Here is a 26,475-nt window from a genome sequence, read left to right as displayed (position 1 = left end):
TGATCAGAATTTCAGGGCGGCGGCCTTGGCCGTCACTTCGGTGCCTTGCTGGCCGCTCGGTCCGATCAGTTGTACCTGAATTTTCTGGGTGGCCGGGAAGGTATTGAAAATATTGGCCAGATCCAGCGTATTCAACGCACCCGGCGCTGCGCAGGTGAACTGATAGTGGGCGTGGATTTCGCTGTGATCGTGGTGATGGGCGTCGCCGCCTTTGGCGTCTTCGTCGTGGTCATCATCGTCGTGATCGTCGGCATCCGGCTTGTCGCCGAACAGTGGGCTTTCCAGTTTCTGACTGACGACTTTGCAACCGGCGGCGGCCGGCAGGCTGAACAGCGCCAATGGTTTTTCCAGCTGTGCGCGGGCGGCGGCGACCTTGGCCTTGTCGGCATCACTGGTGGCGACGTGTTCGAAGCCGACCAGGTTCATCGCCGGGCTTTCCAGCTCCAGTTCGAGTGTCTGGCCATCGAGCGCGGCGTTCAGGCGACCGACGCCATGTTCGTGGGCACCGAGGCTGCCGTGTTCATGATCGTGGTCATGTTCATCGGCAGCCTGGGCGATGGCCAGCGGCAACAGGGCAAACGGCAAAGCGAGCAGCAGACGACGCATGGCGAACTCCGGGAAGTAAAGTGAAGAGTTTGTTATGTAATCTTATAACGAAAGTGCGCAGAGTTTGCCCGCCTGCTTGGCGTTACACAAGTCCCATGGGAGCATGCAGGTCAGAAATGTGCGGGAGAAAAGCTTATGTTGCGGATACGCGGAACCGTCGGCGAATTGCCGGTGGATTTGACCCTGGAACTGGATGAAAGCGATTGGGCGCGGCTCGGTTCGCAGTTCGGCGTGCAGGCCAACCAGCCGCAGACAGCCGCAGCGGCGCCTGTGGCGAAACCGGTCAATCAGGATGACGCGTTGTGGCAGGTCGCCAGGGATCTGTTGCGCAAGGCCGGAAAACTCAGCGGGCCGGAGTTGCTGGATCAGCTCGAAGGGCTGACCGGCAGCGCGGCGGCGGGCAAGCGCCTGCTGGTGCGCCTGCGTCATTCGGCCGATGTGAAAGTGCTGAGCGGCGGGGATACGCCGCTCTACAGCTGGATCGAGTAAGCGCTTAGTACAGCGCGGCAAACACCTTGCGCCGGTAGGCAGTCACCAGCGGGTGATCGTTGCCCAGCAGTTCGAACACTTGCAGCAAGGTCTTGTGCGGCAGGCCTTCGCCGTAGCTGCGGTTGCGGATGAACAGCTTGAGCAACGCGTCGAGTGCTGCTTCGTATTGCTGACGGGCCAGTTGCTGGATCGCCAGTTGATACACCGCCTCATCGTCCTGCGGGTTCTGCGCCAGACGGCTTTTCAGGTCGGCGGCATCCGGCAGGTCACGGGCCAGGCCGAGGAACTTGATCTGCGCCTTGGCGCCCGCCAGTGCAGCCTTGTGTTCGTCGCTCTTGACCGCGTCGAGCACGGTTTGCGCTTCGCCCAGCTCGCCGCGTTCGGTCAGGCATCGGGCGTAGAGAATCAGCGCCTTGGCGTTGGTGTTGTCTTCGTTGAGCATCACCACCAGCGCGGCTTCGGCATCGGCGTAACGGCCGTCATCGAACAGCGCCTGGGCTTGCTCGAACGGATCAGCCGCTGCCGGTGGTGGCATTTTTACGTGAGGTTCGAGCAGGGCGCGCACGGCGGATTCCGGCTGGGCCCCGGCAAAACCGTCCACCGGTTGACCGTCCTTGAACAGCACCACGGTCGGCAGGCTGCGGATGCCGAAGCGGGCAACGATGTCCTGCTCGATATCGCAATTGACCTTGGCCAGCAGCAGCTCGCCCTGATAGCTCTCGGCGATCCCTTGCAGCATCGGCATCAACGCCTTGCACGGCGCACACCATTCGGCCCAGAAATCCACCAGCACCGGTTTTTGAAAGGAAGCCTCGATCACCGACTGGTCGAAGTCGGCCGTCGTGGCGTCGAAGATGTACGGCGTTTGCTGACTCATGGGGTCTCTCGTAAAAGCGTGAATGGGGCAACTATACGGTCAGGCGCGGGCCGCGTGGTAGAGGCTGACATGGCGAAACTCTTCGGGCTCGGCCAGATCCGGCAGGGTCATGGCTTCGAGCATTTCGATGCGCCGGTACAACGGATGACGGAAATCCCGAACCCGCGAATCCGCCACCAGCGCTTCGCGGCCACGACTGAGAAACGCATCGAGCAGCGGCAGGTTTTCCCGGTCATAGAGTACGTCGGCCACCAGGATCAGATCGAAGCGATCGGCCTCGGCGAAGAAGTCCGTGGAATAGCTCATCTGCACGTCATTGAGTTCAGCGTTGGCCCGGCAGGCGGCAATCGCCAGTGGGTCGAGGTCGCAGGCCACCACCTCCAGCGCCCCGGCCTTCACCGCCGCGATGCCGGCAATCCCGGAACCGGCGCCGAAATCCAGCACGCGTTTGCCTCGAACCCACTCAGGAAACTCCGCCAGATACCTCGCCACCGCCAGGCCGCTGGCCCAGCAGAAACTCCAGTACGGCGGCTCGTGCAGGATTCGCCGGGTTTCCTCCGGGCTGAACTCCCGGGCCATGTTGTCGCCGTCGATCAGCCACAGCTTCAAATCAGTGTCCGGCAGCGGGCAGGTCACCAGTCGGGCGTCGCCGAGCAACTCGCCCAACGCCTGTTGCAGGTCCAGCGGTGCATTCATGGCGCTTTGACAAATTGCATTTGGCCCAGGGCCTGGGTGGTCGGCTGGCTGATGGTCTGCGATGGCAGATGCAGGATCAACTGGCCGGACTGTGTGGCGCGGCCACGCAGTTCGACCCGCGCCCCGGCCGGGAACGCATCAGGGTTGAAGCGCAGGCGAAACGGCAGAACCTGGTTGTTGCCGATCAGGCTGGAGCTGGCGAGCAATTGTTGCGGGCGACCTTTCTCGTCGATCACCAGCAGCGCCAGTTCGACTTCGGCGCCCGTCGGCACGCCTTGCAGGGTGCCGCTCAGTTCACGTTGATACGCAGGCAGCGGGCCGAGGTCGGCAGCTTCTTTGGCCTTTTTCTGCGCCTGTTGCGGCGCCGGGCCCGGCGTTGGCGGCTGCGGCTTGGGTGCGTCGCTGCCGCAGGCCACCAGCAGGCTGAAAACACTGAGCAAAACGAGCGGTCGTAACGACATTGGTGGCTCCGTCAAAATGAAATCCATGGATCAAACGATCATGGCAGTCTGTATACCGCAAAGCCTATGGCTTGTCTTGCCACCGGGATGCGCTACCATGGCCCTCCCTTTTTTTGTTGCCAGCCACCATGCACTGTCCCTTCTGCGGTGCCAACGACACCAAGGTCATCGACTCGCGTCTGGTCGCCGAGGGCGAACAGGTGCGCCGCCGGCGTGAATGCCTGGCCTGCGGCGAACGTTTCACGACGTTCGAGACGGCCGAACTGGTGTTGCCGCGCCTGATCAAAACCGACGGCAGCCGCCAACCGTTCGACGAAGAAAAGCTCCGCGCCGGCATGCAGCGTGCCCTGGAGAAACGTCCGGTGAGCGTCGAGCGTCTCGAATCTTCGCTGGTCCATATCAAACACAAGCTGCGCGCCACCGGCGAGCGTGAGGTCAAATCCCTCGTGGTCGGCGAACTGGTGATGGCCGAGCTGCAAAAGCTCGATGAAGTGGCCTACATCCGTTTCGCCTCCGTGTACCGCCGCTTCCAGGACCTCAACGAATTTCGCGAAGAGATCGATCGCCTCGCCCGCGAACCGGTGAAAGAATGACCACCGCCGCCGAGCAGGCCATCCTCGACGCCCACTTCATGGCCCGGGCCCTGGAGCTGGCGCGCAAGGGGCACTACACGACTCATCCCAATCCACGGGTTGGCTGCGTGATTGTGCGTGACGGGCAGATTGTCGGTGAAGGCTGGCATGAACGTGCCGGCGAACCCCATGCCGAAGTCCACGCCCTGCGCGCCGCCGGTGAATTGGCCCGGGGCGCCACGGCTTACGTGACCCTCGAACCTTGCAGCCACCACGGCCGTACACCGCCCTGCGCCGATGCGCTGGTGAATGCCGGTGTTGGCCGGGTGGTCGCGGCGATGCGCGATCCCAATCCGCAGGTCGCCGGGCGCGGTTTGCAGCGTCTGGCCGATGCCGGCATCGCCACTGAAAGCGGTGTGCTGGAAACTGAGGCGCGCAAGCTCAATCAAGGTTTTCTGAAACGCATGGAACACGGCTTGCCGTTCGTGCGGGTCAAGCTGGCCATGAGCCTCGACGGCCGCACGGCGATGGAAAGCGGCGAGAGCCAATGGATCACCGGCCCTGCCGCGCGTTCGGCGGTGCAGCGGTTGCGCGCCCAGGCCAGCGTGGTGCTGACCGGCGCCGACACGGTGCTGGCCGATGGTGCACGCCTGACCGTTCGCGGCGAAGAGCTGGGGCTGGATGCCGAACAGACCGCGCTGGCCCTGAGCCGTCCGCCGCTGCGGGTGCTGATCGACGGGCGTCTGCGAGTGCCGCTGGATGCGCCGTTCTTCAAGGCCGGCCCGGCGCTGGTCGCCACCTGCGTGGCCATCGAAGAACAGTACGCCCACGGCCCGGAATGCCTGATCGTGCCGGGCGATGACGGTCAGGTCGATCTGCACCAGTTGCTGATCGAACTGGCCAACCGTGGCGTCAACGAAGTGCTGGTCGAGGCCGGTCCGCGACTGGCCGGCGCGTTTGCCCAGCTTGGTCTGGTGGACGAGTTCGTGATCTTCATCGCCGGCAAGTTCCTCGGCTCCACGGCGCGTCCGCTGCTGGACTGGTCGCTGGCCTGTATGAAGGATGCGCCGGAGCTGAAAATCACTGAAATTCGCGCGGTTGGCGATGACTGGCGAGTCACTGCAATCCCTGTCTCATCGGCGAGCGTATAATTCCCGGCCATCGCGTTAGCGCTGGCTTCGTTCTCAAGGAGAACCCCATGTTTACCGGCATCATCGAATCCATCGGCAGTATCCGCGCACTGACCCCAAAGGGCGGTGATGTGCGGGTGCATGTCGAAACCGGCAAGCTCGACCTGAGCGACGTCAAACTCGGCGACAGCATCGCGGTCAACGGCGTGTGCCTGACCGCCGTGGAACTGCCGGGCGACGGCTTTGCCGCCGACGTCAGTCGCGAAACCCTCGACTGCACCGCCATGAATGATCTGAAAAGCGGCAGCCCGGTCAACCTGGAAAAAGCCCTGACCCCGACCACCCGTCTCGGCGGCCATCTGGTCAGCGGTCACGTCGACGGTGTCGGCGAAGTGGTTTCGCGCAGCGACAATGCCCGCGCCGTGGAATTTCGCATCCGCGCGCCAAAAGAGCTGGCCAAGTACATCGCCCACAAAGGCTCGATCACCGTCGACGGCACCAGCCTGACCGTGAACGCGGTCGATGGCGCCGAATTCCTGCTGACGATCATTCCGCACACCCTGAGCGAAACCATCATGGCGTCCTACAAGCCAGGTCGCCGGGTGAACCTGGAAGTCGACTTGCTGGCGCGTTATCTCGAGCGCCTGCTGTTGGGCGACAAGGCTGCTGAGTCGACGTCCGGTGGCATCACCGAAAGCTTTCTGGCCGCCAACGGCTACCTCAAATCCTGACTGAAGGGGGTGCCTTGTGGCGCTCAATAGCATCGAAGAACTGGTAGAAGACATCCGCCAAGGCAAGATGGTCATCCTCATGGATGACGAAGACCGCGAGAACGAAGGCGACCTGATCATGGCCGCCGAATGCTGCAAGGCCGAGCACATCAACTTCATGGCCAAGCACGCCCGTGGCCTGATTTGCATGCCGATGAGCCGTGAGCGCTGCGAAACCCTGAAGCTGCCGCTGATGGCACCGCGCAACGGTTCCGGTTTCGGCACCAAGTTCACCGTCTCGATCGAAGCGGCCGAAGGCGTGACCACCGGCATCTCCGCCGCCGACCGCGCACGCACCGTGCAAGCGGCGGCCGCGAAAGACGCCAAGGCCGAAGACATCGTCAGCCCGGGCCACATCTTCCCGTTGATGGCCCAGGCCGGCGGCACCCTGGCCCGCGCCGGCCACACCGAAGCCGCCTGCGACCTGGCGCGCATGGCCGGTTTCGAGCCGAGCGGCGTGATTTGCGAAGTGATGAACGACGACGGCACCATGTCCCGTCGCGCCGAACTGGAAGCCTTCGCCGCTGAACACAACATCAAGATCGGCACCATCGCCGACCTGATTCACTACCGGATGATTCACGAACGTACCGTTCAGCGGATTGCCGAGCAGCCACTGGACAGCGAACTGGGCCAATTCAACCTGGTGACCTATCGTGATTCCGTGGAAGGCGACGTGCACATGGCACTGACCCTGGGCACCGTTTGCGCCGAAGAGCCGACCCTGGTTCGCGTGCACAACATGGACCCGTTGCGCGACCTGTTGATGGTCAAACAACCGGGCCGCTGGAGCCTGCGCGCCGCCATGGCTGCGGTCGCCGAGGCCGGCAGCGGTGTAGTGCTGTTGCTCGGTCACCCACTGGATGGCGACGTGCTGCTGGCGCACATCCGCGAAACCGGCGATCAGGCCGCGCCGAAAAAACCGACCACCTACAGCATCGTCGGTGCCGGTTCGCAGATCCTGCGCGACCTCGGCGTGCGCAAAATGCGCCTGATGTCGGCGCCGATGAAGTTCAATGCGATATCCGGTTTCGATCTGGAAGTTGTAGAATACGTGCCCTCCGAATAATGACCGGTTGTTTCCGGCTCCGAATTCGCGGCAAATAAATCACTGAGGGACGCGAAACAGACGCGTCCCGGCTCTTTAAGAGATCTGACGAATGACCCTGAAGACCATCGAAGGTACCTTCATCGCCCCTAAAGGCCGCTACGCTTTGGTAGTGGGCCGTTTCAACAGCTTCGTGGTTGAAAGCCTGGTCAGCGGTGCAGTTGATGCCCTGGTTCGCCACGGCGTGAGCGAAAGCGACATCACCATCATCCGCGCACCTGGCGCCTTCGAAATCCCGCTGGTTGCGCAGAAAGTCGCCCAGAAAGGCGAGTTCGCAGCAATCATCGCCCTGGGCGCGGTCATTCGTGGCGGCACTCCGCACTTCGAATACGTGGCTGGCGAGTGCACCAAGGGCCTGGCCCAGGTGTCCATGGAGTTCGGCGTACCGGTCGCTTTCGGCGTCCTGACCGTTGATTCCATCGAGCAAGCCATCGAACGTTCCGGCACCAAGGCCGGCAACAAAGGTGCTGAAGCTGCCCTGTCCGCTCTGGAAATGGTCAGCCTGCTGGCGCAGTTGGAGGCCAAGTGATTAGCGACGATAGCGATCGTTTCAACCCGCGCGATCCGAAACCTGCGGATGCCGGCAAGCCATCGAAAAGCGCCAAGCGCCGCGAAGCCCGTCAGCTCGCGACTCAGGCCCTGTATCAATGGCACATGGCCAAGGCTTCGCTGAACGAGATCGAAGCGCAGTTCCGGGTCGATAACGATTTCACCGATGTCGACGGTGCTTACTTCCGTGAAATCCTCCATGGGGTTCCGGCCAACCGTACCGAAATCGACACCGCGCTCACGCCTTGCCTGGACCTGGCGATCGAAGAGCTGGACCCGGTTGAACTGGCGGTTCTGCGCCTGTCCACCTGGGAACTGCTCAAGCGCGTCGACGTGCCGTACCGCGTTGTGATCAACGAAGGTATCGAACTGGCCAAGGTCTTCGGTTCCACCGACGGCCACAAGTTCGTCAACGGCGTGCTCGACAAGTTGGCCCCGCGCCTGCGTGAAGCTGAAGTGAAGGCGTTCAAGCGCTGATCCGCGCTTGAATACTTTTTCTCAGCCATGGGCGAGTTTGAGCTGATCCGCAATTTCTTCGCCGCCGCGCCTTGTGCGCAGGGCGGCGAGGGCGTTGCACTGGGGATCGGCGATGACTGCGCCTTGCTTGCTGTTCCTTCCGGGGAACAGCTGGCAGTTTCCACCGATACGCTGGTGGCCGGCGTGCATTTCGCCGATCCCTGTGATCCGTTTCTGCTCGGTCAGCGCTCGCTGGCCGTGGCGGTCAGCGACCTCGCTGCCATGGGCGCCACGCCCGTCGCCTTTACCCTTGCCCTGACCTTGCCGACGGTGACTGCCGATTGGCTGCAAGCCTATGCCCGCGGTTTGAACCGCATGGCGCAGAGCTGCGGCGTGGCGCTGATCGGTGGTGACACGACTCGCGGGCCGTTGAGCCTGACCGTCACCGTGTTCGGCCGCGTCCCGGCCGGCCAGGCCCTGACCCGCAGCGGCGCGCAGCCCGGCGATCTGCTGTGTGTCGGCGGTGAGCTGGGCAATGCCGCCGGGGCCTTGCCGCTGGTGCTGGGGCAGCGTGACGCCGAGCCGCACATCGCCCAGCCGCTGCTCGAACATTACTGGTCGCCGCAGCCGCAACTTGCTCTCGGTCAGGCCTTGCGGGGTAAGGCCACTTCGGCGCTGGACATTTCCGATGGCCTGCTCGCCGATTGCGGCCATATCGCACTGGCTTCGAAGGTTCGCCTCGAAGTCGAGCGCGAGCGTGTCCCGTTGTCGGAGGCGCTGGTGGCGTTTCTCGGTCAGCGCGGCGCCGAGCGTGCGGCGTTGAGCGGTGGTGATGATTACGTGCTGGCCTTCACCCTGCCGTCCGTCGAGTTACCGACGTTGCTGGCCGACGGCTGGCCGGTCCATGTGATCGGGCGCGTGGCAGAGGGGCAGGGCGTGGTGCTGCTGGACCGCGAAGGGCACGACATCACCCCGCAAATCCGGGGTTATCAACATTTTCAGGAGTCACCGTGACAGATCACCCGAAACAGGTTCCCGGCGAATTCGTTCCGCCGTCGGTCTGGCGCAATCCCTGGCATTTCATTGCGTTCGGCTTCGGTTCGGGCACCTTGCCGAAAGCACCGGGCACGTGGGGCTCGTTAGTTGCGCTACCCTTTATTCCGTTGTGGCAGATGTTGCCCGACTGGGGTTACTGGCTGATGCTCGGGATCACCATGCTGTTCGGCTTCTGGCTGTGCGGCAAGGTGGCCGACGATCTGCGGGTGCATGACCATGAAGGCATCGTCTGGGACGAGATGGTCGGAATGTGGATCACCCTGTGGCTGGTACCGGAAGGCTGGTACTGGTTGCTCGCCGGGTTTTTGATGTTCCGCTTTTTCGACATCCTCAAGCCGTGGCCGATCCGCTGGATCGACCGGCATGTACATGGCGGTGTCGGCATCATGCTCGACGACGTGCTGGCGGGCGTGTTCGCCTGGCTGGCGATGCAGGGACTGGTGTGGGTTTTCGCCTGATTTCTAGGTGTGGATGAGGGACACAGGGATGGCTCGACGCTGGTTGGCGATTCTGGTTTTCACTCTGCTCGGTGCGACGGCCCTGGCACAGGAGGCGCCGCCGACGGTCATTCATCTGGCCAGCGAAGACTGGGAAGACTACACCGCAGCCGACGGCCACGGCCTGGGCTGGGACGTTCTGCGCAAGGTGTTCGAACCTGCCGGCGTGACGCTGGACATCCGCACCGTGCCGTACACCCGCTCGGTGGGGCTGGTGCAGTTGAAGGAAGTCGACGCGCTGGTCGGTTCCTATCGCGGGGAAGCCGAACAAGTGCTGTATCCGCGCTGGAACTTCGATTCCGATCACATCTACGCACTGGGCCTGGCCAGTAATCCGGCACCGACCGAGGCCACCCTCGACAAGTACCGGCTGGCCTGGGTGCGAGGTTATCGTTATGAGACCTACCTGCCGAACGTCAAGCGCTACAACCAGATCGAACGTCGTACGGGAATCCTGTCGATGCTCAAGCAGGGGCGGGCGGATTACTACATCGACGCGCTGACGGAAATCGAAGCGGTGGTGAGAAATGCTGCCGATCCTTCGCAATACCGTTACTCGCATCTGGCGGAGTTGCCCCTTTACCTTGGTTTCGCCGACACCCCTCAGGCCCGTGCACTGATGTCGATCTACGACCAGCGCATGGATCAACTGGTGAAAAGCGGCGAATTGAAGCCCATCTTCGAACGCTGGAAACAGCCGTATCCGTTCGAACGAGGGCAATGAAGGCAGGTCTGCCATCAAACTTTTTGATCGTTATGGCCGATAATTCAGCCTAAGCGTCTGCAGGAACCTGCTGTTACAATGCCGCCCAGCGAATCTCGGACTTTTTAGATCAGGAGCACACCGGTGCCTGTCGTTTTTGTCGCCGCTTCCAAGCTGCCAACGCCTTTTGCGCAATTCACCATGCACGGTTTTCTCGATGAAGCCACTGGCCGCGAGCACGTCGTGCTGAGCCTGGGTGAGATTGCCGACGGTGCCCCGGTACTCGGCCGTTTGCACTCCGAATGCCTGACCGGCGATGCCTTGTTCAGCCAGCGTTGCGACTGCGGCTCGCAACTGGAGGCCGCCCTCAAGGCGATCGCCCGTGAAGGCCGTGGCGTGTTGCTGTACCTGCGTCAGGAAGGTCGTGGCATCGGTCTTTTGAACAAGATCCGCGCCTACGAATTGCAGGACGGCGGTGCCGATACCGTTGAAGCCAACGAGCGTCTGGGCTTTGCCGCCGACCAGCGTGACTACGCCATGTGCCTGCCGATGCTGGAGCATCTGGGCGTGAAGTCCCTGCGCCTGATGACCAACAACCCGCGCAAGGTCAAAGCCTTGACCGACATGGGCATCGTCGTCACCGAGCGCGTGCCGCTGCACACCGGTCATAACCCGCACAACAAACTCTATCTGGCGACCAAGGCCAGCAAGCTCGACCACATGATGGGCAACGAACATCAGGGCGAGGTAGACCGGGCGTGACCCGCGGTCAGGTGCGCCGCCGCCTGTCGGTCGCCTGGTGGAAATACCTGGCGCTGGCATTGGTGCCGCTGTTCGTGCTTAACGCCGTGTTCGGCGAGAGCGAAGCGATCATGCCGGTGTTGGCGATGCCGTTGTTCATTGCCGGTGTGGCCTCGATGTTTGTCAGTCTGAAGTTTTTCGGCCGCTACAAACATGCGCTGATCGCCACACAAAAAGCACTCGATACGCCGGATGAACCCGCTGCCTGGATCGCTCTCGCGGCTCGTCGGCGCACGGCGTTTCTGGCGGCGGGATTACCGGCATGGATCGGCGCACTGGCAGTGTTCGTCGGCCTCGAAGCGGTGCCGCTGATGCTGCTGGCGCTGTCCACGGCGGTGCTGTTCTACCTCTACCGTATCCCGCGTCAACTCGGTTGATGCGCCGTCTCTGGCTGGCGGTTCTGCTGCTGGCCGTCAGCAGCGAAACCCTGGCCGCCCTGCGAGTGGTCAGCCTCGCGCCATCCCTGTCTGAAATTGTCGTGGAGCTGAATTCGGCCGACTTGCTGGTGGGCGTGCTGGATGCCGGTGACCGGCCACCTGCGATCAAGGATCTCCCTTCTGTGGGCCGTTATGGCCAGCTCGACATGGAGCGGCTGCTCAGCCTCAAGCCTGACTTGTTGCTGTTATGGCCCGGCAGTGTCGGCCCGGCCCAGCGCGATCAGCTCAAGCGTTTGAACATCCCGACCTTCGTTGCCGAACCCCACAGTCTCGAACAGCTGACCGCGCAGATTGAGGCCATCGCGACACAGCTTGGTCGTCCTGAGCGTGGGACTGAGCGGGCCAGAGAATTGCGGCAAAACCTCGACGAGCTGCGCCAGCGCTACCGCCGTGAAGCGCCGCTGCGGGTGTTCTATCAGGTCTGGGACAAGCCGTTGTACACCGTCGGCGGCGGGCAGATCATCAGCGATGCGCTTGAAGTGTGCGGCGCACGCAATGTGTTCGGCGACCTGAGCCTGCCGGCGCCGCAGGTGAGCATCGAAGCGGTTTTACAGCGTGATCCCGAAGTGATTCTGGCCAGCGATCAGTCGCAACTGGAGGCGTGGAATACCTGGCCGCAGGTGGCAGCGGTCAAGCACAGGCAGTTGCTGCTGGTCACCGACAAAGGTCTGGAACGCCCGAGCGGGCAGATGATCGAGGCGACCGCCAAGCTCTGCCAGTTGATCGCGCCAGACCGCTGAGACCGAGGTGAATTCTTCGCGAGCAAGCCCGCTCCCACATTTGGAATGCGTTCCCCCTGTGGGAGCGGGCTTGCTCGCGAAGAGGCCAGTCAATGCAGCGCAAATTCTGGATCAGAGTTGCGGCGTCCAGGTCACGCCGAACATGAATGCCCGACCTTCCTCGCGATAGCCATACTGACTGCCGTCATGGCTGTACAGCGCACGGCTGTAACCCTTGTCCAGCAGGTTATCCACTTTGAAGTCCAGCTTGATCTCACGGTTCAGCGCCCAGCTGCTGCGCAGTCCGAGCAGCGCATAACCACCCAATGGTTGTTGATTGTTCAGGTCGTCATAGCTGCTGCTGACGGCCTGCCAACTGGCGCCGAGGCCGAGGCGATCGAATTGCCGATCCAGATCCCAGCTCAAGGTGCGCCGGGCACGCCGCGCCAGGGTGTGGCCGGTGTCGCGGTCGCGGGGATCGATGATTGCCACGCCGAGATTGCTTTGCCAGCCCAGCAGCTCCTGTTTCAGGGCGGCTTCGAAGCCGTTGATCCGCGCCGAAGCGACGTTTTCCGGGCGTGAGTTGCTGCCGAAGATGATCGCGTCTTCCAGATCGGTCCGATACAGCGAGGCTTCGAGACGGCTACTGTCGCTCAACTGGCTGCGCCATTGCAGCTCGTAGCTTTTCGAAGTTTCCGGTTTCAGGTCGGGGTTGCTGAAGTCCGGGTAGTACAGATCGTTGAAGGTCGGCGCACGGAAGCCTTCGCTGTAGCTGAGCAGCAGATCGTTGTCCGGATTGACCGGCAACGTCAGCGTGCCGCTCCAGCTGTTCTGGCCGCCGAACTGCTGGTTGTCGTCGCGACGCAGGCCCAGTTCGGTGGAGAAACTGTCGGCCTGGAAGCGATGCTGGATGAACGCGGCGCGATTCCAGCGGCTGTCTTCATCGAACGCGGTGCTGCTGTTGATCCGGTCTTCGTACCAGTCGCCGCCAAGGATCAGGCTGTTGCGCGCATCCAGCGTCAGGTCGTTCTGCCAGGTCACCGAGTCGCGGTAGGTGTTGAACACCGAGCGTTCGTCGCTGAGCTTGTCGAAGGACTTCTCGCGGTTTTCGCTGTGGCCGAGTTCCAGGCGCGACTTCCAGCGCTCGTTGATCCGCGCATCAATGTAGCTGCTGAAACTGCTGACGGTGAAATCGCTGTAAGGCTGCTGCTGGAGGGGGTCGAAGGTCACCGGGTCGAAGCGGCCGAACGGGTTGTCGAACTCGCTTTTGCCACGGTTATCCAGCAGGTTGGCGCCGACTTCGATGTCATCGGTCAGCGCATGGCTGAGGCTCAGGCTGATGGATTTGTTGCGGTAGGCATCATGATCGCTGTCGCTGGGGTAAGACTCGTGGGTGCGGTCGATCCCGGCGGTTTCATCGAGACTCGCGCCGAGGTTGAAGCGGGTTTTCTCATCGCCACCGGACAGGCCGACACTTCGCTCCCAGGTCTGGTTGCTGCCGAAACCCACGTGCATTCGAGGCTGCAAACCTTGTTCGCCGCCGCGCCGGGTGAAGATCTGAATCACCCCGCCAATGGCATCACTGCCGTAGATCACCGAACGCGAACCGCGCAAAACCTCGACCCGCTCGATCTGCTCGATGTTCAGGTGTTGCAGGTTGCTGTCGCCGGAGGTGGAGTTGCCGATGCGCTGGCCGTCCACCAGCACCAGACTTTGCGCCGACTGTGTGCCGCGAATGTAGATTCCCGGCAGACTGCCGCGTCCGCCGGTTTGCGCCACTTGCACGCCCGGTACCCGTTGCAGCAGGTCGGTGACGCTGCGCGGTTGCAGGCGTTCGATGTCTTCGCGGGTGAACACGGTGTTGGCGGCGCTGCTGTCGTTGCGTGCTTCGACCTGGCGGTTGGCGCTGATCAGCATGTCCGGCAGCTTCAGGGCCTGGTCACGTTCGAAGGTGTCGGCGAGGGCGTTGGTGGAGGGCAGCAGCAAGAAGGGCAGGGCGAGGCGCGAGAGGTTCATCGGCATTCCGTAGGTCTTTCAGGTGTACACAAATCAAATGTGGGAGCGGGCTTGCTCGCGAAGGCGGTGTGTCAGTCAACTCATTGTCGACTGGTCCGACGCCTTCGCGAGCAAGCCCGCTCCCACATGGGGTTTTGCGTTTATCCAGCGAGTCAGCGGTTAAGCAGGTCCAGGCGCTCACGCACCGCCGCTTCGATCCCGGCCGCATCCAGCCCGCACTCGGCCAGCATCTGCGCCGGCTTGGCGTGCTCGACGTAAACGTCCGGCAAGCCCAGGTGCAGCACTGATTTGAGGATGTTTTCACGGGCGAGGAATTCGCTGACCGCGCCGCCGGCGCCGCCCATGATCGCGTTCTCCTCGATGGTCACCAGCAGGTCGTGGCTGGCGGCCACTTCACGCACCAACGCTTCGTCCATCGGTTTGACGAAACGCATGTCGACCACGGTGGCGTCCAGCGTTTCAGCGACAATCAGCGCTTCGGCCAGCTGCACGCCGAACACCAGCAGGGCGACCTTGCCGCCCTGACGACGAATCACACCCTTGCCGATCTCGATCGGTTCGAGGTTTTTCTCGATGGTTGCGTTCGGGCCGGTGCCGCGCGGGTAACGCACCGCCGCCGGGCCGTTGTACAGGTGACCGGTGGTGAGCATCTTGCGCAGTTCGTTTTCATCGCTCGGGGTCATGATGACCATGCCCGGGATGCAGCGCAGGTAAGACAGGTCGAAGCTCCCGGCGTGGGTCGGGCCGTCTTCGCCCACCAGACCGGCGCGGTCGATGGCGAACAGCACGTCGAGGTTCTGCACCGCGACGTCATGCACCAACTGGTCGTAACCGCGCTGCAGGAACGTCGAGTAGATCGCCACCACCGGTTTGGCGCCTTCGCAGGCCATGCCGGCCGCAAGGGTCACGGCGTGCTGCTCGGCAATCGCCACGTCGAAATAGCGCAGCGGGAAGCGTTCGCTGAACGCCACCAGATCCGAACCTTCCTTCATCGCCGGGGTGATGCCCACCAGGCGCGGGTCGGCAGCGGCCATGTCGCACAGCCATTCACCGAATACGCCGGAGTACTTCGGCCCACCGGCCTTCTTCGGCGCGGCGGCCGGGGCGTCCAGCGGCTCCAGCTTGGTGATGGCGTGGTAACCGATCGGGTCGACTTCCGCCGGGGCGAAGCCTTTGCCTTTCTTGGTGACGATGTGCAGGAACTGCGGACCTTTCAGATCGCGCATGTTGCGCAGGGTGGCGATCAGGGTCGGCAGGTCGTGGCCGTCGATCGGGCCGATGTAGTTCCAGCCCAGCTCTTCGAACAGGGTGCCGGGAACCAGCATGCCTTTGGCATATTCTTCGGTACGACGGGCAATTTCCCAGGCGCCAGGCAGGCGCGACAGCACTTTTTTGCTGCCTTCGCGCATGCTCGCGTAGGTGCGGCTGGAAAGGATCTTCGCCAGATAGTTCGACAGACCGCCGACGTTGCGCGAGATCGACATGTCGTTGTCGTTGAGGATCACCAGCATGTTGGCGTCCACTTCCGGCGCATGGTTCAGCGCCTCGAAGGCCATGCCGGCGGTCAGCGCGCCGTCACCGATCACGGCAATCGCCTTGCGATCACTGTTCTGCAGGCGGGCGGCGATGGCCATGCCCAGCGCGGCACTGATCGAGGTGCTGGAGTGGCCGACGCCAAAGGTGTCGTACTCGCTCTCGGAGCGGCGCGGGAAAGCGGCGATGCCGTCCTTCTGGCGCAGGGTTTCCATGCGCTCGCGACGACCGGTGAGGATCTTGTGCGGATAGGCCTGATGACCGACGTCCCACACCAGCCGGTCGTCCGGGGTGTCGAAGACGTAGTGCAACGCGATGGTCAGCTCGATGACGCCCAGGCCGGCACCGAAATGCCCGCCGGTCTGGCCGACCGTGTAGAGCAATTCCAGGCGCAACTCATCAGCCAGGGTTTCCAGCTCGGCTTCGCCTAACCGGCGCAGGCCGTCCGGCGTGTTAGCGCGGTCGAGCAGGGGCGTGGTCGGGCGCTTGCGGGGAATCTCATGAAACGTCGTGGGCATCAGGCGAATCGTTATAGGTATAAAAGATGCGGCAGTTTACCTGATGCATCGTCCCCTGCCCACGCGTTGGTCTTTTTTGGCTGATTAGCCTTTAGTTGCGCCGGTCGACGATATACCGGGCCAGATCGCGCAATGGCTCGGCGGCCGCGTCAAACGGTCGCAGCGCGTGCAGGGCCTGATCGCGCAGTTCCAGGGCATAGGCCTTGGCGGCGTCGAGGCCGAGCAGGGCCGGGTAGGTCGGCTTGTCGCGGGCGATGTCGGCGCCCTGGCGTTTGCCGAGGGTTTCGGTATCGCTTTCGACGTCGAGGATGTCGTCCTGCACCTGGAATGCCAGGCCAATGGCCTGTGCATAACTTTGCAGAGCCTTGAGTTCATCCCTCTCGGCGCGGCCGCTGGCCAGGGCGCCGAGCTTGACGCTGACCTCGATCAGCGCGCCGGTCTTGTGCCGGTGCATCTGTTCGAGGGCTTTCTGATCGAGCTTGAGGCCGACCGAACCGAGGTCGATGGCCTGACCGCCGACCATGCCGGCCGGGCCCGCCGCGTGCGCCAGCGCCGTGACCTGTTGCAGGCGGATGTCCGCACTCAGGTCGCTCAGGCGCGGGTCGAGCAGGGCGCTAAAGGCCAGGCTCTGCAAGCCGTCGCCGGCCAGAATCGCGCAGGCTTCGTCGAATTTCTTGTGAGTAGTCGGCTGGCCGCGACGCAAATCGTCGTCGTCCATCGCCGGCAAATCGTCGTGTACCAGCGAGTAAGCGTGGATCAGCTCAACTGCGCAGGCTGCACCGTTGGCCTGCCCGGCCTTGCCGCCGAGGGCTTCGCATGCGGCGTAGGCCAGCAGCGGGCGCACGCGTTTGCCGCCGTTCATCACGCTATAGCGCATGGCTTCATAGAGGCGCGCCAGTTCCGGCAGCGGGGCATTGAACAGGGTTTCCAGTGCCGCGTTGACCCGCGCCTGGCTGGTGGCCGAATACGCTGCAATCATTCTGGCTGATCCGCGTCGAAGGGTTCCTCGGCGAGTTCGCCATCGCGCTCCAGCAACACCTGGACCTTTTGCTCGGCCTGGGCCAGCGCCGCCTGGCAGTCACGGGTCAGGCCGATGCCCTGCTCGAAAGCGGTCAGCGAGTCTTCCAGCGACAATTCACCGTTCTCCAGACGCTCGACCAGTGTTTGCAGGTCGGCGAGGGACTGTTCGAAATCCAGTGCAGCTTTTTTGCGGGCCATGGCGGCTAATTCCGGTTGACGTTAAACCGGCGCGACACTAGCAGATAGGGGGGGTATGGGCAAATGAGCGGGCCGACGGACAAGGGTGTCAGTCGGTCGATTCGCCCGGATATTGAATCTGATACCGAGTGCTGCGTCCGCCGCCCGGAAGACGTTGCAGGCAACCCTTTTCCAGCAGCTCCGCCAGATGTCGGGTGGCCGTGGCTTTGGAGACCTTGGCCACACTCTGGTATTGCGCTGCACTGATACCGTGCTCGAAACCGCGCTCACCACCGTCGAGCAAGCGATTGAGCACTTTGATCTGCTCCGCCGACAGCCCGGATTCCCGGTGCGCCTGCCAGAAGCGTGATTTTCCCAACACACTTTCAATCCGCGCGATGGCCTGTTGCAGACTGCGCAGCAGGGTTTGCAGGAACCATGCGAGCCAGTCGGTAATGTCCAGCATGGCTTTCTGGCTGGATTCGAGAATCCGGTAATAGCCCGCTCGATCATCGAGGATGCTGGCGGACATCGCATAAAAACGAATGGCCTGCGCTTCGCCCTGAGCCAGTGCCAGATCGGTGAGGGTGCGAGTCAGGCGCCCATTGCCGTCGTCGAATGGGTGCAGGGTGACGAACCAGAAGTGTGCGATACCGGCTCGCAGTAAAGGATCGAGGCCCGCCTGATGCTGACTGGCGTCGAACCATTTAAGAAAACTGTCGAGTTGCCGCTCGAGGCCCTGTCGCGGTGGCGCTTCGAAATGCACGGTCGGACGCTCGATTCGTCCGGAAACCACCTGCATTGGCTCATCGCCGCGTAATGTGCCGACATTGATTGCTCGCGAAAGGAAACCACTCTCCTGTTCTGGAAACAGCCATGAATGCCATTCCAGCAATCGTTCCAGCGTCAGCGGTTCGGCAAAGCGCTGAGTGGCATCGAGCATCAGCTGTGCCAGCCCCTCGCTGCGCTTGCTGACGTGGTCGCCATCAGGCGATTCCAGCCCCAGACGTCGTGCCAATGAGGAGCGCACGGATTCAACATTCAACTGTTCCCCCTCGATGGCCGAGGAGGTCACGATGTTTTGCAGCAACGCGTCCAGCTCAGTCTGAGCGCTCAGTGAATTGCCCACTGATCCCGCCATGCCCATCAATTGTCCCTGCGCCTGAACGCATTCGCGCAACAGTGCAGTGAGACGCTCTGCCTGCCAGTTGAAGTCGGGCCAATCGGGCTGTTGCCAGATCCAATGAGTTGCCATGCAATGCCATTCCTGAGTGCGTGAGCCGAATAGAAACGCTATTCGGCTCATTTCGTGAGCCGAATATGACGCCTATTCGGCTCATCGTCCACTGGGCGCCGTGATTCCCACCGCAAATCCAGATGTATCCGATTGTTAAAAAACTGCCGAATCGCTAACCTTCGCGCCTTCTACGACCCGACAGTCACGGGTCTTTCAGACGAAACGCAGTATCGCCCACTGTGAAGCGCCGAGGATCGGGTGCAAGGTTTCGTCAGGCATGGCAGGAGGCATCACATGCGTTCACTTCTTTTGCTGCTGATCGGCTTGGCCTGCGCGCCCGCGCTGCTGGCGGCGCCGAGCGCGGAGCTGTCGGAGCCGGTGGGCGGCTGGCGCTATCACGGGCTGCTCGATCGCACGGAAAACCCGCAGGTCGCCTATCCCACACCGCCGATTGATCGCGGCATCCAGCGCAATCGCACGATGATCGAGGGCCAGCTCAAGGCAATCGGGCATCTGCGCCCGCCCCACAGCCTGGCGGTGAATGGCAATCCACTGAATCTGTACACCGACGACCAGGGCCGTTTCGCCCGGCCGTACGCGTTCGGCGCCGGTTCCAACAGCGTCGAGGTGATCAGTGCCGACGGCCAGTCGCTCAAGCGCGTTCAATTCTACGAAGCCAATAACCTGCGCACGCCGGCGCGGATCCGCGTGGTGCTCGGCTGGGATGACCCTAAAGCCGAACTCGACCTGCATGTCATTACGCCTGACGGCCAGCACGCCTTCTGGGCGCGACCGGCGATGAGCAACGGCGGCGGGCTCGATCCGGACGGTGTCGATGGTCCCGGCCCGGAAATGTTCACCATGACCGCGCCGCTGCATGGCACCTATCTGGTTTACGTCAACTATTGGGGCAACTTCGGTAACGGCGGCTATAACTTCGAGGAGACCAGCAACCAGAACGAGGTCATCACCTCGCAGATCACGCTGGTGCTCAACGAAAACACTGTCGACGAAAAACGCGAAACGTTCATCGTGCCCCTGCGGGCCATCGGTGATCTGCTGCTGGTCAAGACTTTCAACTATTAAGCATCCCGCACCACGGATGAACTGCCGAGCTTTGGGAACATGAGCGAGAAGATGAGCGAAAACACTGAGACCCCGGCGACCGCCGCACCCACCGCCAAACCTTCCCGGCGCTGGCCGTTGCTGGTGGCCGGGCTGTGCCTGGTGGCCGGCGTGGCGGGCGGGCTCGGCTGGCTGATGCACAAGCCCAAGCTACCGGCGGCGGCACTGGCCAGCGACAAACTCGGTCTGAGCCGCCCGGATGCGCTGCTGGAGACCCGCTCCCTGAGCCAGTTGCCCAAGGACCTGCTGACGGTGCCGTTCCTCAAGGCCACGCTCACCGAGGATTTCGTCTTCTATTACGAAACCCACGCCGACCGCCTCGGGTTGATCGGCAGTCTGCGGCGGATCATCTACGAGCATGACTTGAAGCTGCAGGACAGCCTGATCGAGCAACTCTTCGATCAACCGGCAGACGTAGCGTTGTGGCGCGGCGCCGATGGTCGGCTGAAGGATTTCCTGCTGGTGATGGATCGCGGCGGTCTGGCCAAGGTGCTGGAGCCGCTGGCGAAAGTCGCCCTGGATGATTCGCAACTGAGCGTGCTCAGCACCCTGAAAGTCGGTGGCGACGAAGTGCCGCTGTATCAGCTGACCTACAACGCCAGCAAATCCCTGTTGTTTGCTTCCCGTGGCGACAAACTGGTGGTGTTGTCCAACCCGAGCAAGTTCTACGACCCGGAAAGTGGCGCTTCCGAGGAATCCGGCCACGTTTCGCCGCAAGCGCTGGCGGCTTTGCTCAACGGCGAAAAACTGTTCCCCGAGGCATTCGGGCTCACGGCCAAGACACCTGAAACCAAGCAGCGTCTGTCAGTCAATTCCAGCGTCCTGGCCATGGGTTACCAGCGTTTCATCCCGAATTTCGCCGGTCTGCGTTTCGACATGGACGACAAGGGCTGGCACAGCTTCCTGGCCATGGATGAGCTGGAGAACCAGCCGGACTTCGATTTCAAACCGGTCTGGCAAGCCATGCCGCTGGGCGCCAGTGCCTGCGTGACTCTGCCGGTCGCTGCCGAGCCGCAGAAACCGTTGCTGGTGAAACTCGGCGCCGAAGAAGCGGTGGCGCAGAAACTCACCGAACACGTGGCCGGCGCGGCGGGCCTGTGCTGGTACGCCGATTCGCGGCTGTACACGCCCTTGCTGGTGGCCACTCTGAACGACGAAGACAACGGCAAACTCGACGCGGATATCGGCACGCTGTTCGATTCGATGGTCGGCGCCTATGAAGGCAACGTCGAAGAGCACGCGTTCCCGGTGGTCGAGAAACAGGAAGGCCAGAGCCATCTCTGGCAGCGTCAGGTCAGTTCCAATTTCGGTCCGTATGCGGCAAAGGATGCCGAGAATCCGGACGCGATCACCGGCCGTGCCTTCATGAAAGTCAGCCTGGCACGCCATGGTTCGACGCTGCTGTTTTCCCTCGACGACAAACTGGTCGACAAGGCCCTCGGCACCCTCGACAAGCGCTTCCCGCCGATGGCCGATGTGTTGCCCAAAGACGTGCTGATGCCGATCTACTTCGGCCCGGATTCGATGGCGCAACTGATCCAGCAGGAAACCCTCGACAGCCTACCGCAGGACATGGAACCGGTGTTCTACAACGCCGCGCAGACCTACCTGATCCCGAAACTGCGCACCCTCGGCGGCATGGGCAAATACGCCCTGACTTTGCCGGAAGGCAGCGAGCCTGACGGACACTGGCAATGGCTGCCGCTGGAGTGGAAAGCGCTGTGACCGGACTGATTCGCAGCCTCGGCTTGCTGGCGCTGTTGCTCAGCGCCGGCGCCCGAGCCGTTGAGGCTCCGGCCCTCGATCCGCAGCAGTCTCAGGTGTTTCGCGCCTGGTTCGTGCGCATCGCCCAGGAACAATTGAGCAAAGGCCCGAGCCCGCGCTGGTATCAGCAGGATTGCGCCGGCCTGGTGCGTTTCGCCGCCAACGAAGCGCTGAAAGTCCATGACGACAAATGGCTGCGCAGCAATGGCGTGTCCAATCGCTATCTGCCGCCGGAGCTGGACCTGAGCGCCGACCAGCGCAAGCTCGCCCAGCAATGGCAGCAGGGCGGCGGCAAGGTCGGGCCCTACGTCAACGCGATCAAACTGATTCAGTTCAACAGCCATCTGATCGGCCGCGACGTGTCCCAGGCACGGCCCGGCGATCTGATGTTTTTCGATCAGGGCGACGACCAGCACCTGATGATCTGGATGGGCCGCTACATCGCCTATCACACCGGCACGACCACCCCAACCGACAACGGCATGCGTTCGGCAAGCCTGCAGCAACTCATGACATGGAAGGACACCCGATGGATACCCGACGCAGCCAACCCCAACTTCATCGGCGTCTATCGACTGAACTTTCTCTCCCAATGACCGGTGCCCGCATGCTGCGTTTACTGCCTTTTCTGTTGCTGTCAGTCCTGCCGCTTTCGGCCGTGAATGCCGAAGACACCGTGGAGCCAAGCGGCTACACACCGGTGTCCGGTGAGAGCTTTTTCCTGCTGGCCGACAGCAGTTTCGCCAGCGACGAACAGGCGGTGGTTCGCCTTGAAGCGCCGGGCCGTGATTACCGTCGTTTCCGCATGGAACCGTACGGCGGCGCCGACATCCGCGTGTACAAGATCGACAAGCCGCTGGACTTCCTCAAGCGCCAGAAGAACCTGCACCGTGTCGTCAGCGACGGCCAGTTCAAGGGCGAAGGCCTGTCGAACACCCTCGCGTATCTGTGGGACAACTGGTACCGCAAATCCCGTCGGGTGATGCAGCGTGCGTTCTCCTACGAGTCGCGTCAGCAAGTCACCGAGGAAGTGCCGGAGCTGAAGATGGGCAATGCCATCGCCGCGCCGACGCCGTACGACGCGCAACCGCAGTTCGCCCTGATTCCGGGCCTGCCGGTGGTCAGCCAGTTCCGTTATCCGCTGTGGCAGGCCAAACCGATCCAGCCACCTGCAGGTGTGAATTTGGCCGGCTCTTCCAGCGAGTTCGTCAGCGTTGCGCCGGGCAACGTCTACATCCCGCTGGGCAATCTGAAACCGGGTCTGTACCTGGTTGAAGCGCTGATCGGCAAATACCGTGCGACCACCATGGTTTTCGTTTCCAACACCGTCGCGGTAAGCAAGATTGCCGGTGATGAATTGCTGGTGTGGGCCGCGCGCAAACACGAAGGCAGCTCGGTGCCGAAGGTCAATGTGCTGTGGACCGACGGCCTCGGCGTAATGAGCAGCGGCGCCACCGATACCGACGGTCTGCTGCGCCTGAAACACGTCAGCCCGGAGCGTTCGTTCGTCATAGGCGAGGACGAAGAGGGCGGGGTGTTCGTCTCGGAAAACTTCTATTACGACAGCGAAATCTACGACACCAAACTCTACGCCTTCACCGATCGGCCGCTGTATCGCCCGGGTGATTGGGTGTCGCTGAAAATCGTTGGCCGCGAATTCAAGAACGCGCGGGATTCGGTGTTGCCGGGCGCGGCGGACGTCAATGTCAGCGTGCTCGATGCCACCGGCACCGAGTTGCAGCGTCTTGATCTGAAACTCGATTCCAAGGCCGGCACCCAGGGCCGTTTCCAGTTGCCGGACAACGCGGTGGCCGGCGGTTACGAGCTGCGTTTCAATTACAAGGATCAGGCCTACAGCAGCGCCTTCCGGGTGGCGGAGTACATCAAGCCGCACTTTGAAATCTCGCTGAACCTGGCCAAGCAGGATTACCGCACCGGCGAGCCGGTGAAAGGCAGCCTGGTGCTGCTGTACCCGGACGGCAAGCCGGTGGCCAACGCCAAGCTGACCCTGAGCCTGCGTGCCCAGCAACTGTCGATGGTCGACAACGAGCTGCAATACCTCGGGCAATTCCCGGTGGAGCTGACCAGCACCGAACTGACCACCGACAGCAAGGGCAACGCGAGCCTCGACCTGCCGGCCGCCGACAAACCGAGTCGCTACATGCTCACCGTGTTTGCCAGCGATGGCGCGGCGTATCGGGTCAAGACCACCAAGGAAATCCTCATCGACCGCGGCGCTGCCAGCTTCCGTCTGACCGCGCCGCAGCGTTTCAGCGCGGTCGGTGACAAGGTCGCGTTCAGCTACGCCAACGAGGGTGGCAGCCAACAGGCGCAGGCCGTGGTGCCGAGCAGCTACAGCTGGGTGCGTCTGGAAGACCAGACCACCGGCGAGGGCAAACTGGCGGCGAAAGACAAAGGCTTCAGCGTGGCGTTCGATCGTCCGGGGACCTACAACCTGTCGTTGAAGGATCAGCACGGTCGAGTGCTCGGTGCGACCGGTCATTCGGTCACCGGCGACGGCGTCAAGGCAGTGCCGGGCACCGTGGAAATTGTCCTCGACAAACCCGAGTACAAGGCCGGCGACGAAGCACTGGCGCTGATCACATTCCCGGAGCCAGTCAGCGATGCGCTGCTGTCGCTGGAGCGCGACAAGGTCGAAGCCACTGCGCTGCTGGCCAAGGGCGGCGACTGGCTGAAGCTTGAGAAACTCAGCGACACCCAATACCGCGCACGCATCCCGGTGAAGGACAACTTCGCGCCGAACCTGACGTTCTCGGTGCTCTACACCAGGGGCGGTCAGTACAGCTTCCAGAACGCCGGGATCAAGGTCGTCGCGCCGCAGATCGATGTGGCGATCAAGACCGACAAAGAGACGTATCAGCCGGGCGATACCGTGACGGTCGACCTGACCACGCAGTTCGCCGGCAAGGCTGTGCCGGCGCACCTGACGGTCAGCGTCGTGGATGAAATGGTCTATGCGCTGCAACCGGAAGTCGCGCCGACCATCGATCAGTTCTTCTACCACCCACGCCGTAACAATGTGCGCACCAGCGCCAGCCTGTCGTTCATCAGCTACGACGTGGCATTGCCGGGCAGCCCCGGCGCACCGGGCAAGGCCAACCGCAGCGAGCGTGGGGTGAAAGTGCTGGAGCGGCCGCGTCGCGAAGACGTCGACACCGCTGCATGGCAGCCGGAATTGCTGACCGACGCCAACGGCAAGACCCGTTTCACCTTCAAGATGCCGGACTCGCTGACCCGCTGGCGCATCACCGCGCGGGCGATTGCCGATGACGGTCAGGTCGGGCAGAAGAAGCAGTTCGTGCGCTCGGAAAAACCGCTGTACCTGAAGTGGAGCGGGCCGAGCAAATTCCGCAAGGGTGACCAGCCGCAACTTGGCGTGTTCGCCTTCAGCCAGGCCGAGAAACCGGTCAAGGCCGAGCTGGTGACGCACTACGCCGGCGCCGAACAGCGTCTGCCGGTGACCCTCAACAACGGCATCAACTACCTGCCGCTGCCGGCCTTCGCGTTGGCCACCGGCGAATGGACCGCCGAGCTGGTGCAGGACGGCAAGACCGCCGACGCCCTCGCGGTGCGCCTGACCGCCACCGGTGAAGGCTGGCAAGTGACGCAGACCCAGAGCCTCGACGTGGCCAGCGGCGATACACCGCTGAGCCTGCCGGCGGACGCCACCGACATTCGCCTGCGTCTGGATGACAGCCCGCAAGCGCTGTTCCGTTCGGCCCTCGACGATCTGCTGAGCTATCCGTACGGCGGCGTCGAGCAGACCGCCAGCCGCTTGCTGCCGCTGAGCATCGCTTATCCGTCGCTGGCGTCGAGCCTGCAGATCCGCGACCGCTTGCGTCTGATCATGCAGAACAGCCGTCTGCGGCTGGTGCAAATGGCCGGGCCGTCGGCGAGCTTCACCTGGTGGGGCTTCGACGGCGAGCCGGATGCGTTCCTCACCGCTTACGCCTACTACGCCGACTGGAACGCCAGCCAGGTGCTGGATCTGACTCTGCCGCCGGAGCATTGGCAGCGGGTGCTGGAGGTCTACGCCAAGCAGGCGCCGAATACACCTTTGCTGCAACGGGCGCTGATTCTGTCGTTCGCCAAACAGATGCACTTGCCGGTCAACACGCTGCTCAGCGGCTTGATGGACGATCTGGCGAAGGCTGGTGAAGGCAATGCCGAAACCCTGATGGACGACGGCGAAGACAGTCTGGTGATGAGCGACCCGGATTCGGCGCTCGGTCTGGCGGCGGCGCGGGTCTTGACCGCATCGCTGGCCACACAGTCGAAAGTTGCTTTGCCGGACGCGTTCAATCGTCAGCTGGGTGCTGCGCAACAGCGCTTGGCCGTCAGCTCGCAGCCGTTTGCCGAAGCGCTGAACCTGTCGCTGCAACCGTTCGATCAGGCGCGTGCGACGGCGTTGTTGCAACGCCTGTTGCCGCAGCAATCGACCCTTGAACGTGCGTTGGCGCTGACCTGGCTGCAACGCAGTATCGCCCAGGCGTCGCCGACCATCGCGCTGGCACCCGGCGAAGGCTGGAAGAAAAACTACGGCGCGACCGGCGAGATGTACTGGTCGTGGCAGGGGGCTGCGCCAGTACCGAGCGTGTTGACGGTGTCGGGCACTCAGGAGCGTCCGCTGCGAGCGGCGCTGAGCTTCCAGACCCAGCAGCCGGCGGTCGATCCGATGGCCGTGACCATCACTCGGCGCCTGTCGCGTCTGGTACCGGGTGACGAAGCCTTTACCTTCAAACTGGAGCCGGTCGGTACTAAACCACTGTCCAGCGACAGCCTGTACCTGGACGAAGTGATCCTCACCAGCAAGGCACCGAAACCGCTGCGCTACGGCATGCTCGAAGTGCCGCTGCCGCCGGGCGCGGATGTCGAGCGAACTACGTGGGGCATCAAGTTGCAGGGCAAGGACGGCACCGAGCCGACCGCGCTGGAGAAGGCGCGGTTCGAACCGGGCCAACTGGCCTACGCGGTGCCGGTGGATGCGCTGAGCGGTGAATTGCGTCTGCGCCATCTGGTGCGCTTCTCGCAGAAGGGTCAGTTCAACCTGCCGCCAGTGCGCTTCACTCAGGTCTACGCGCCGCAGCATCAGGCTCAGGAAGCGAAAGCGGCCCTCGGTCAGGTCACGGTCAACTGA

General features: G+C 62.7%; 26 protein-coding genes. 17 read left to right on the top strand and 9 right to left on the bottom strand.

Annotation, left to right across the window (positions count from 1 at the left end):
• Positions 1-3: 3 nt before the first annotated feature.
• On the bottom strand, positions 4-606 hold the full coding sequence (locus tag ACSPX5_RS20335) for a DUF2796 domain-containing protein (RefSeq protein ID WP_169432108.1): 603 nt from the start codon (positions 604-606) through the stop codon (positions 4-6).
• A gap of 135 nt (positions 607-741) precedes the next feature.
• Here ACSPX5_RS20335 and ACSPX5_RS20330 point away from each other — a divergent pair, with 135 nt between their 5' ends.
• Positions 742-1,095 (top strand): hypothetical protein, encoded by a 354-nt coding sequence (locus ACSPX5_RS20330; protein ID WP_439820160.1) that lies wholly within the window; start codon positions 742-744, stop codon positions 1,093-1,095.
• 4 nt (positions 1,096-1,099) lie between these two features.
• Here the strand turns inward: ACSPX5_RS20330 and trxA are convergent, their stop codons facing one another.
• The 3 genes from trxA to ACSPX5_RS20315 are packed head-to-tail and all read right to left on the bottom strand — an operon-like array spanning position 1,100 to position 3,129.
• On the bottom strand, positions 1,100-1,972 hold the full coding sequence (gene trxA, locus ACSPX5_RS20325) for a thioredoxin (protein ID WP_065259542.1): 873 nt from the start codon (positions 1,970-1,972) through the stop codon (positions 1,100-1,102).
• Between the two features lie 39 nt (positions 1,973-2,011).
• Positions 2,012-2,668, bottom strand: coding sequence for a class I SAM-dependent methyltransferase (locus ACSPX5_RS20320; protein ID WP_169432106.1), 657 nt, complete (start codon positions 2,666-2,668; stop codon positions 2,012-2,014).
• Positions 2,665-3,129, bottom strand: a complete 465-nt coding sequence (locus tag ACSPX5_RS20315; protein WP_169432105.1) for a YbaY family lipoprotein — start codon at positions 3,127-3,129, stop codon at positions 2,665-2,667. Before ACSPX5_RS20315 ends, ACSPX5_RS20320 begins: the two co-directional genes overlap by 4 nt.
• Before the next feature lie 128 nt (positions 3,130-3,257).
• On the opposite strand from ACSPX5_RS20315, the gene nrdR reads away from it, so the two are divergent.
• The 12 genes from nrdR (at position 3,258) to ACSPX5_RS20255 (ending at position 11,948) form a co-directional block, all read left to right on the top strand.
• Complete coding sequence (nrdR, locus tag ACSPX5_RS20310; RefSeq protein ID WP_003228656.1) at positions 3,258-3,722, top strand: transcriptional regulator NrdR; 465 nt, start codon at positions 3,258-3,260, stop codon at positions 3,720-3,722.
• Complete coding sequence (ribD, locus tag ACSPX5_RS20305) at positions 3,719-4,852, top strand: bifunctional diaminohydroxyphosphoribosylaminopyrimidine deaminase/5-amino-6-(5-phosphoribosylamino)uracil reductase RibD (protein WP_439820159.1); 1,134 nt, start codon at positions 3,719-3,721, stop codon at positions 4,850-4,852. The genes nrdR and ribD overlap by 4 nt, the downstream gene beginning before the upstream one ends.
• Before the next feature lie 47 nt (positions 4,853-4,899).
• Positions 4,900-5,562: a riboflavin synthase gene (locus ACSPX5_RS20300; protein WP_439820158.1), complete on the top strand. Its 663-nt coding sequence runs from the start codon at positions 4,900-4,902 to the stop codon at positions 5,560-5,562.
• Between the two features lie 16 nt (positions 5,563-5,578).
• Positions 5,579-6,670, top strand: a complete 1,092-nt coding sequence (ribBA, locus tag ACSPX5_RS20295) for a bifunctional 3,4-dihydroxy-2-butanone-4-phosphate synthase/GTP cyclohydrolase II (RefSeq protein WP_169432103.1) — start codon at positions 5,579-5,581, stop codon at positions 6,668-6,670.
• A gap of 91 nt (positions 6,671-6,761) precedes the next feature.
• Positions 6,762-7,238 carry a 6,7-dimethyl-8-ribityllumazine synthase gene (gene ribH, locus ACSPX5_RS20290; RefSeq protein WP_003228649.1) on the top strand — a complete coding sequence of 159 codons (477 nt, stop codon included), beginning with the start codon at positions 6,762-6,764 and terminating at the stop codon, positions 7,236-7,238.
• Entirely contained in the window at positions 7,235-7,735 is a 501-nt protein-coding gene (gene nusB / locus ACSPX5_RS20285) for a transcription antitermination factor NusB (RefSeq protein ID WP_169432102.1), read from the top strand. The genes ribH and nusB overlap by 4 nt, the downstream gene beginning before the upstream one ends.
• A 27-nt stretch (positions 7,736-7,762) precedes the next feature.
• The gene (gene thiL / locus ACSPX5_RS20280; RefSeq protein ID WP_439820157.1) at positions 7,763-8,728 is read left to right on the top strand and encodes a thiamine-phosphate kinase; all 966 of its coding nucleotides are present in this window, start codon (positions 7,763-7,765) and stop codon (positions 8,726-8,728) included.
• Positions 8,725-9,228 (top strand): phosphatidylglycerophosphatase A family protein, encoded by a 504-nt coding sequence (locus ACSPX5_RS20275; protein ID WP_169432100.1) that lies wholly within the window; start codon positions 8,725-8,727, stop codon positions 9,226-9,228. The genes thiL and ACSPX5_RS20275 overlap by 4 nt, the downstream gene beginning before the upstream one ends.
• A 28-nt stretch (positions 9,229-9,256) precedes the next feature.
• Entirely contained in the window at positions 9,257-9,991 is a 735-nt protein-coding gene (locus tag ACSPX5_RS20270) for a substrate-binding periplasmic protein (RefSeq protein WP_169432099.1), read from the top strand.
• A 123-nt stretch (positions 9,992-10,114) separates the two neighbouring features.
• Positions 10,115-10,732: a GTP cyclohydrolase II gene (gene ribA / locus ACSPX5_RS20265; RefSeq protein ID WP_207864593.1), complete on the top strand. Its 618-nt coding sequence runs from the start codon at positions 10,115-10,117 to the stop codon at positions 10,730-10,732.
• Positions 10,729-11,148: an MFS transporter gene (locus tag ACSPX5_RS20260; RefSeq protein ID WP_114885795.1), complete on the top strand. Its 420-nt coding sequence runs from the start codon at positions 10,729-10,731 to the stop codon at positions 11,146-11,148. Before ribA ends, ACSPX5_RS20260 begins: the two co-directional genes overlap by 4 nt.
• Positions 11,148-11,948 (top strand): cobalamin-binding protein, encoded by an 801-nt coding sequence (locus ACSPX5_RS20255; protein ID WP_439820156.1) that lies wholly within the window; start codon positions 11,148-11,150, stop codon positions 11,946-11,948. Before ACSPX5_RS20260 ends, ACSPX5_RS20255 begins: the two co-directional genes overlap by 1 nt.
• 111 nt (positions 11,949-12,059) lie before the next feature.
• Here ACSPX5_RS20255 and ACSPX5_RS20250 read toward each other — a convergent pair whose 3' ends face one another.
• The 5 genes from ACSPX5_RS20250 to ACSPX5_RS20230 all read right to left on the bottom strand — a co-directional run bounded on the left by ACSPX5_RS20250 (position 12,060) and on the right by ACSPX5_RS20230 (position 18,446).
• Positions 12,060-13,943, bottom strand: coding sequence for a TonB-dependent receptor domain-containing protein (locus tag ACSPX5_RS20250; RefSeq protein ID WP_439820155.1), 1,884 nt, complete (start codon positions 13,941-13,943; stop codon positions 12,060-12,062).
• A gap of 152 nt (positions 13,944-14,095) precedes the next feature.
• Complete coding sequence (dxs, locus tag ACSPX5_RS20245; RefSeq protein WP_169432096.1) at positions 14,096-15,994, bottom strand: 1-deoxy-D-xylulose-5-phosphate synthase; 1,899 nt, start codon at positions 15,992-15,994, stop codon at positions 14,096-14,098.
• Between the two features lie 91 nt (positions 15,995-16,085).
• The gene (ispA, locus tag ACSPX5_RS20240) at positions 16,086-16,973 is read right to left on the bottom strand and encodes a (2E,6E)-farnesyl diphosphate synthase (protein ID WP_439820154.1); all 888 of its coding nucleotides are present in this window, start codon (positions 16,971-16,973) and stop codon (positions 16,086-16,088) included.
• Positions 16,970-17,212 carry an exodeoxyribonuclease VII small subunit gene (locus tag ACSPX5_RS20235; protein ID WP_007894317.1) on the bottom strand — a complete coding sequence of 81 codons (243 nt, stop codon included), beginning with the start codon at positions 17,210-17,212 and terminating at the stop codon, positions 16,970-16,972. The genes ispA and ACSPX5_RS20235 overlap by 4 nt, the downstream gene beginning before the upstream one ends.
• Before the next feature lie 88 nt (positions 17,213-17,300).
• Positions 17,301-18,446, bottom strand: coding sequence for a Fic family protein (locus tag ACSPX5_RS20230; protein ID WP_439820153.1), 1,146 nt, complete (start codon positions 18,444-18,446; stop codon positions 17,301-17,303).
• A 276-nt stretch (positions 18,447-18,722) separates the two neighbouring features.
• On the opposite strand from ACSPX5_RS20230, the gene ACSPX5_RS20225 reads away from it, so the two are divergent.
• The 4 genes from ACSPX5_RS20225 to ACSPX5_RS20210 are packed head-to-tail and all read left to right on the top strand — an operon-like array spanning position 18,723 to position 26,475.
• Complete coding sequence (locus ACSPX5_RS20225; protein WP_102716662.1) at positions 18,723-19,514, top strand: YfaP family protein; 792 nt, start codon at positions 18,723-18,725, stop codon at positions 19,512-19,514.
• Positions 19,515-19,565: 51 nt separating this feature from the next.
• On the top strand, positions 19,566-21,278 hold the full coding sequence (locus ACSPX5_RS20220; protein WP_439820152.1) for a DUF2138 domain-containing protein: 1,713 nt from the start codon (positions 19,566-19,568) through the stop codon (positions 21,276-21,278).
• Positions 21,248-21,913, top strand: coding sequence for a DUF1175 domain-containing protein (locus ACSPX5_RS20215; protein ID WP_064382202.1), 666 nt, complete (start codon positions 21,248-21,250; stop codon positions 21,911-21,913). Before ACSPX5_RS20220 ends, ACSPX5_RS20215 begins: the two co-directional genes overlap by 31 nt.
• Complete coding sequence (locus ACSPX5_RS20210) at positions 21,910-26,475, top strand: alpha-2-macroglobulin family protein (protein WP_439820151.1); 4,566 nt, start codon at positions 21,910-21,912, stop codon at positions 26,473-26,475. Before ACSPX5_RS20215 ends, ACSPX5_RS20210 begins: the two co-directional genes overlap by 4 nt.

Source organism: Pseudomonas sp. HLG18, from assembly GCF_051903985.1.
In the GTDB taxonomy this organism is placed as follows: domain Bacteria; phylum Pseudomonadota; class Gammaproteobacteria; order Pseudomonadales; family Pseudomonadaceae; genus Aquipseudomonas; species Aquipseudomonas fluorescens_BT.
The sequence above is the reverse complement of the archived record's forward strand: the minus strand, read 5'-3'. Positions and strand labels throughout refer to the sequence as shown.

Bases quoted from the DNA above. Each gene is read 5' to 3' on its own strand.
- ACSPX5_RS20315 (WP_169432105.1), bottom strand. From the start codon at position 3,129: ATGTCGTTACGACCGCTCGTTTTGCTCAGTGTTTTCAGCCTGCTGGTG.
- ACSPX5_RS20320 (WP_169432106.1), bottom strand. From the start codon at position 2,668: ATGAATGCACCGCTGGACCTGCAACAGGCGTTGGGCGAGTTGCTCGGC.
- ACSPX5_RS20220 (WP_439820152.1), top strand. From the start codon at position 19,566: ATGAGCGAAAACACTGAGACCCCGGCGACCGCCGCACCCACCGCCAAA.
- ACSPX5_RS20255 (WP_439820156.1), top strand. From the start codon at position 11,148: ATGCGCCGTCTCTGGCTGGCGGTTCTGCTGCTGGCCGTCAGCAGCGAA.
- ribH (WP_003228649.1), top strand. From the start codon at position 6,762: ATGACCCTGAAGACCATCGAAGGTACCTTCATCGCCCCTAAAGGCCGC.
- ACSPX5_RS20330 (WP_439820160.1), top strand. From the start codon at position 742: ATGTTGCGGATACGCGGAACCGTCGGCGAATTGCCGGTGGATTTGACC.
- nrdR (WP_003228656.1), top strand. From the start codon at position 3,258: ATGCACTGTCCCTTCTGCGGTGCCAACGACACCAAGGTCATCGACTCG.
- dxs (WP_169432096.1), bottom strand. From the start codon at position 15,994: ATGCCCACGACGTTTCATGAGATTCCCCGCAAGCGCCCGACCACGCCC.
- ACSPX5_RS20210 (WP_439820151.1), top strand. From the start codon at position 21,910: ATGACCGGTGCCCGCATGCTGCGTTTACTGCCTTTTCTGTTGCTGTCA.
- ACSPX5_RS20250 (WP_439820155.1), bottom strand. From the start codon at position 13,943: ATGAACCTCTCGCGCCTCGCCCTGCCCTTCTTGCTGCTGCCCTCCACC.
- ribD (WP_439820159.1), top strand. From the start codon at position 3,719: ATGACCACCGCCGCCGAGCAGGCCATCCTCGACGCCCACTTCATGGCC.
- trxA (WP_065259542.1), bottom strand. From the start codon at position 1,972: ATGAGTCAGCAAACGCCGTACATCTTCGACGCCACGACGGCCGACTTC.
- ACSPX5_RS20215 (WP_064382202.1), top strand. From the start codon at position 21,248: ATGGCTGCCGCTGGAGTGGAAAGCGCTGTGACCGGACTGATTCGCAGC.
- ispA (WP_439820154.1), bottom strand. From the start codon at position 16,973: ATGATTGCAGCGTATTCGGCCACCAGCCAGGCGCGGGTCAACGCGGCA.
- ACSPX5_RS20225 (WP_102716662.1), top strand. From the start codon at position 18,723: ATGCGTTCACTTCTTTTGCTGCTGATCGGCTTGGCCTGCGCGCCCGCG.
- ACSPX5_RS20335 (WP_169432108.1), bottom strand. From the start codon at position 606: ATGCGTCGTCTGCTGCTCGCTTTGCCGTTTGCCCTGTTGCCGCTGGCC.
- ACSPX5_RS20300 (WP_439820158.1), top strand. From the start codon at position 4,900: ATGTTTACCGGCATCATCGAATCCATCGGCAGTATCCGCGCACTGACC.
- thiL (WP_439820157.1), top strand. From the start codon at position 7,763: ATGGGCGAGTTTGAGCTGATCCGCAATTTCTTCGCCGCCGCGCCTTGT.
- ACSPX5_RS20235 (WP_007894317.1), bottom strand. From the start codon at position 17,212: ATGGCCCGCAAAAAAGCTGCACTGGATTTCGAACAGTCCCTCGCCGAC.
- ACSPX5_RS20270 (WP_169432099.1), top strand. From the start codon at position 9,257: ATGGCTCGACGCTGGTTGGCGATTCTGGTTTTCACTCTGCTCGGTGCG.
- ACSPX5_RS20230 (WP_439820153.1), bottom strand. From the start codon at position 18,446: ATGGCAACTCATTGGATCTGGCAACAGCCCGATTGGCCCGACTTCAAC.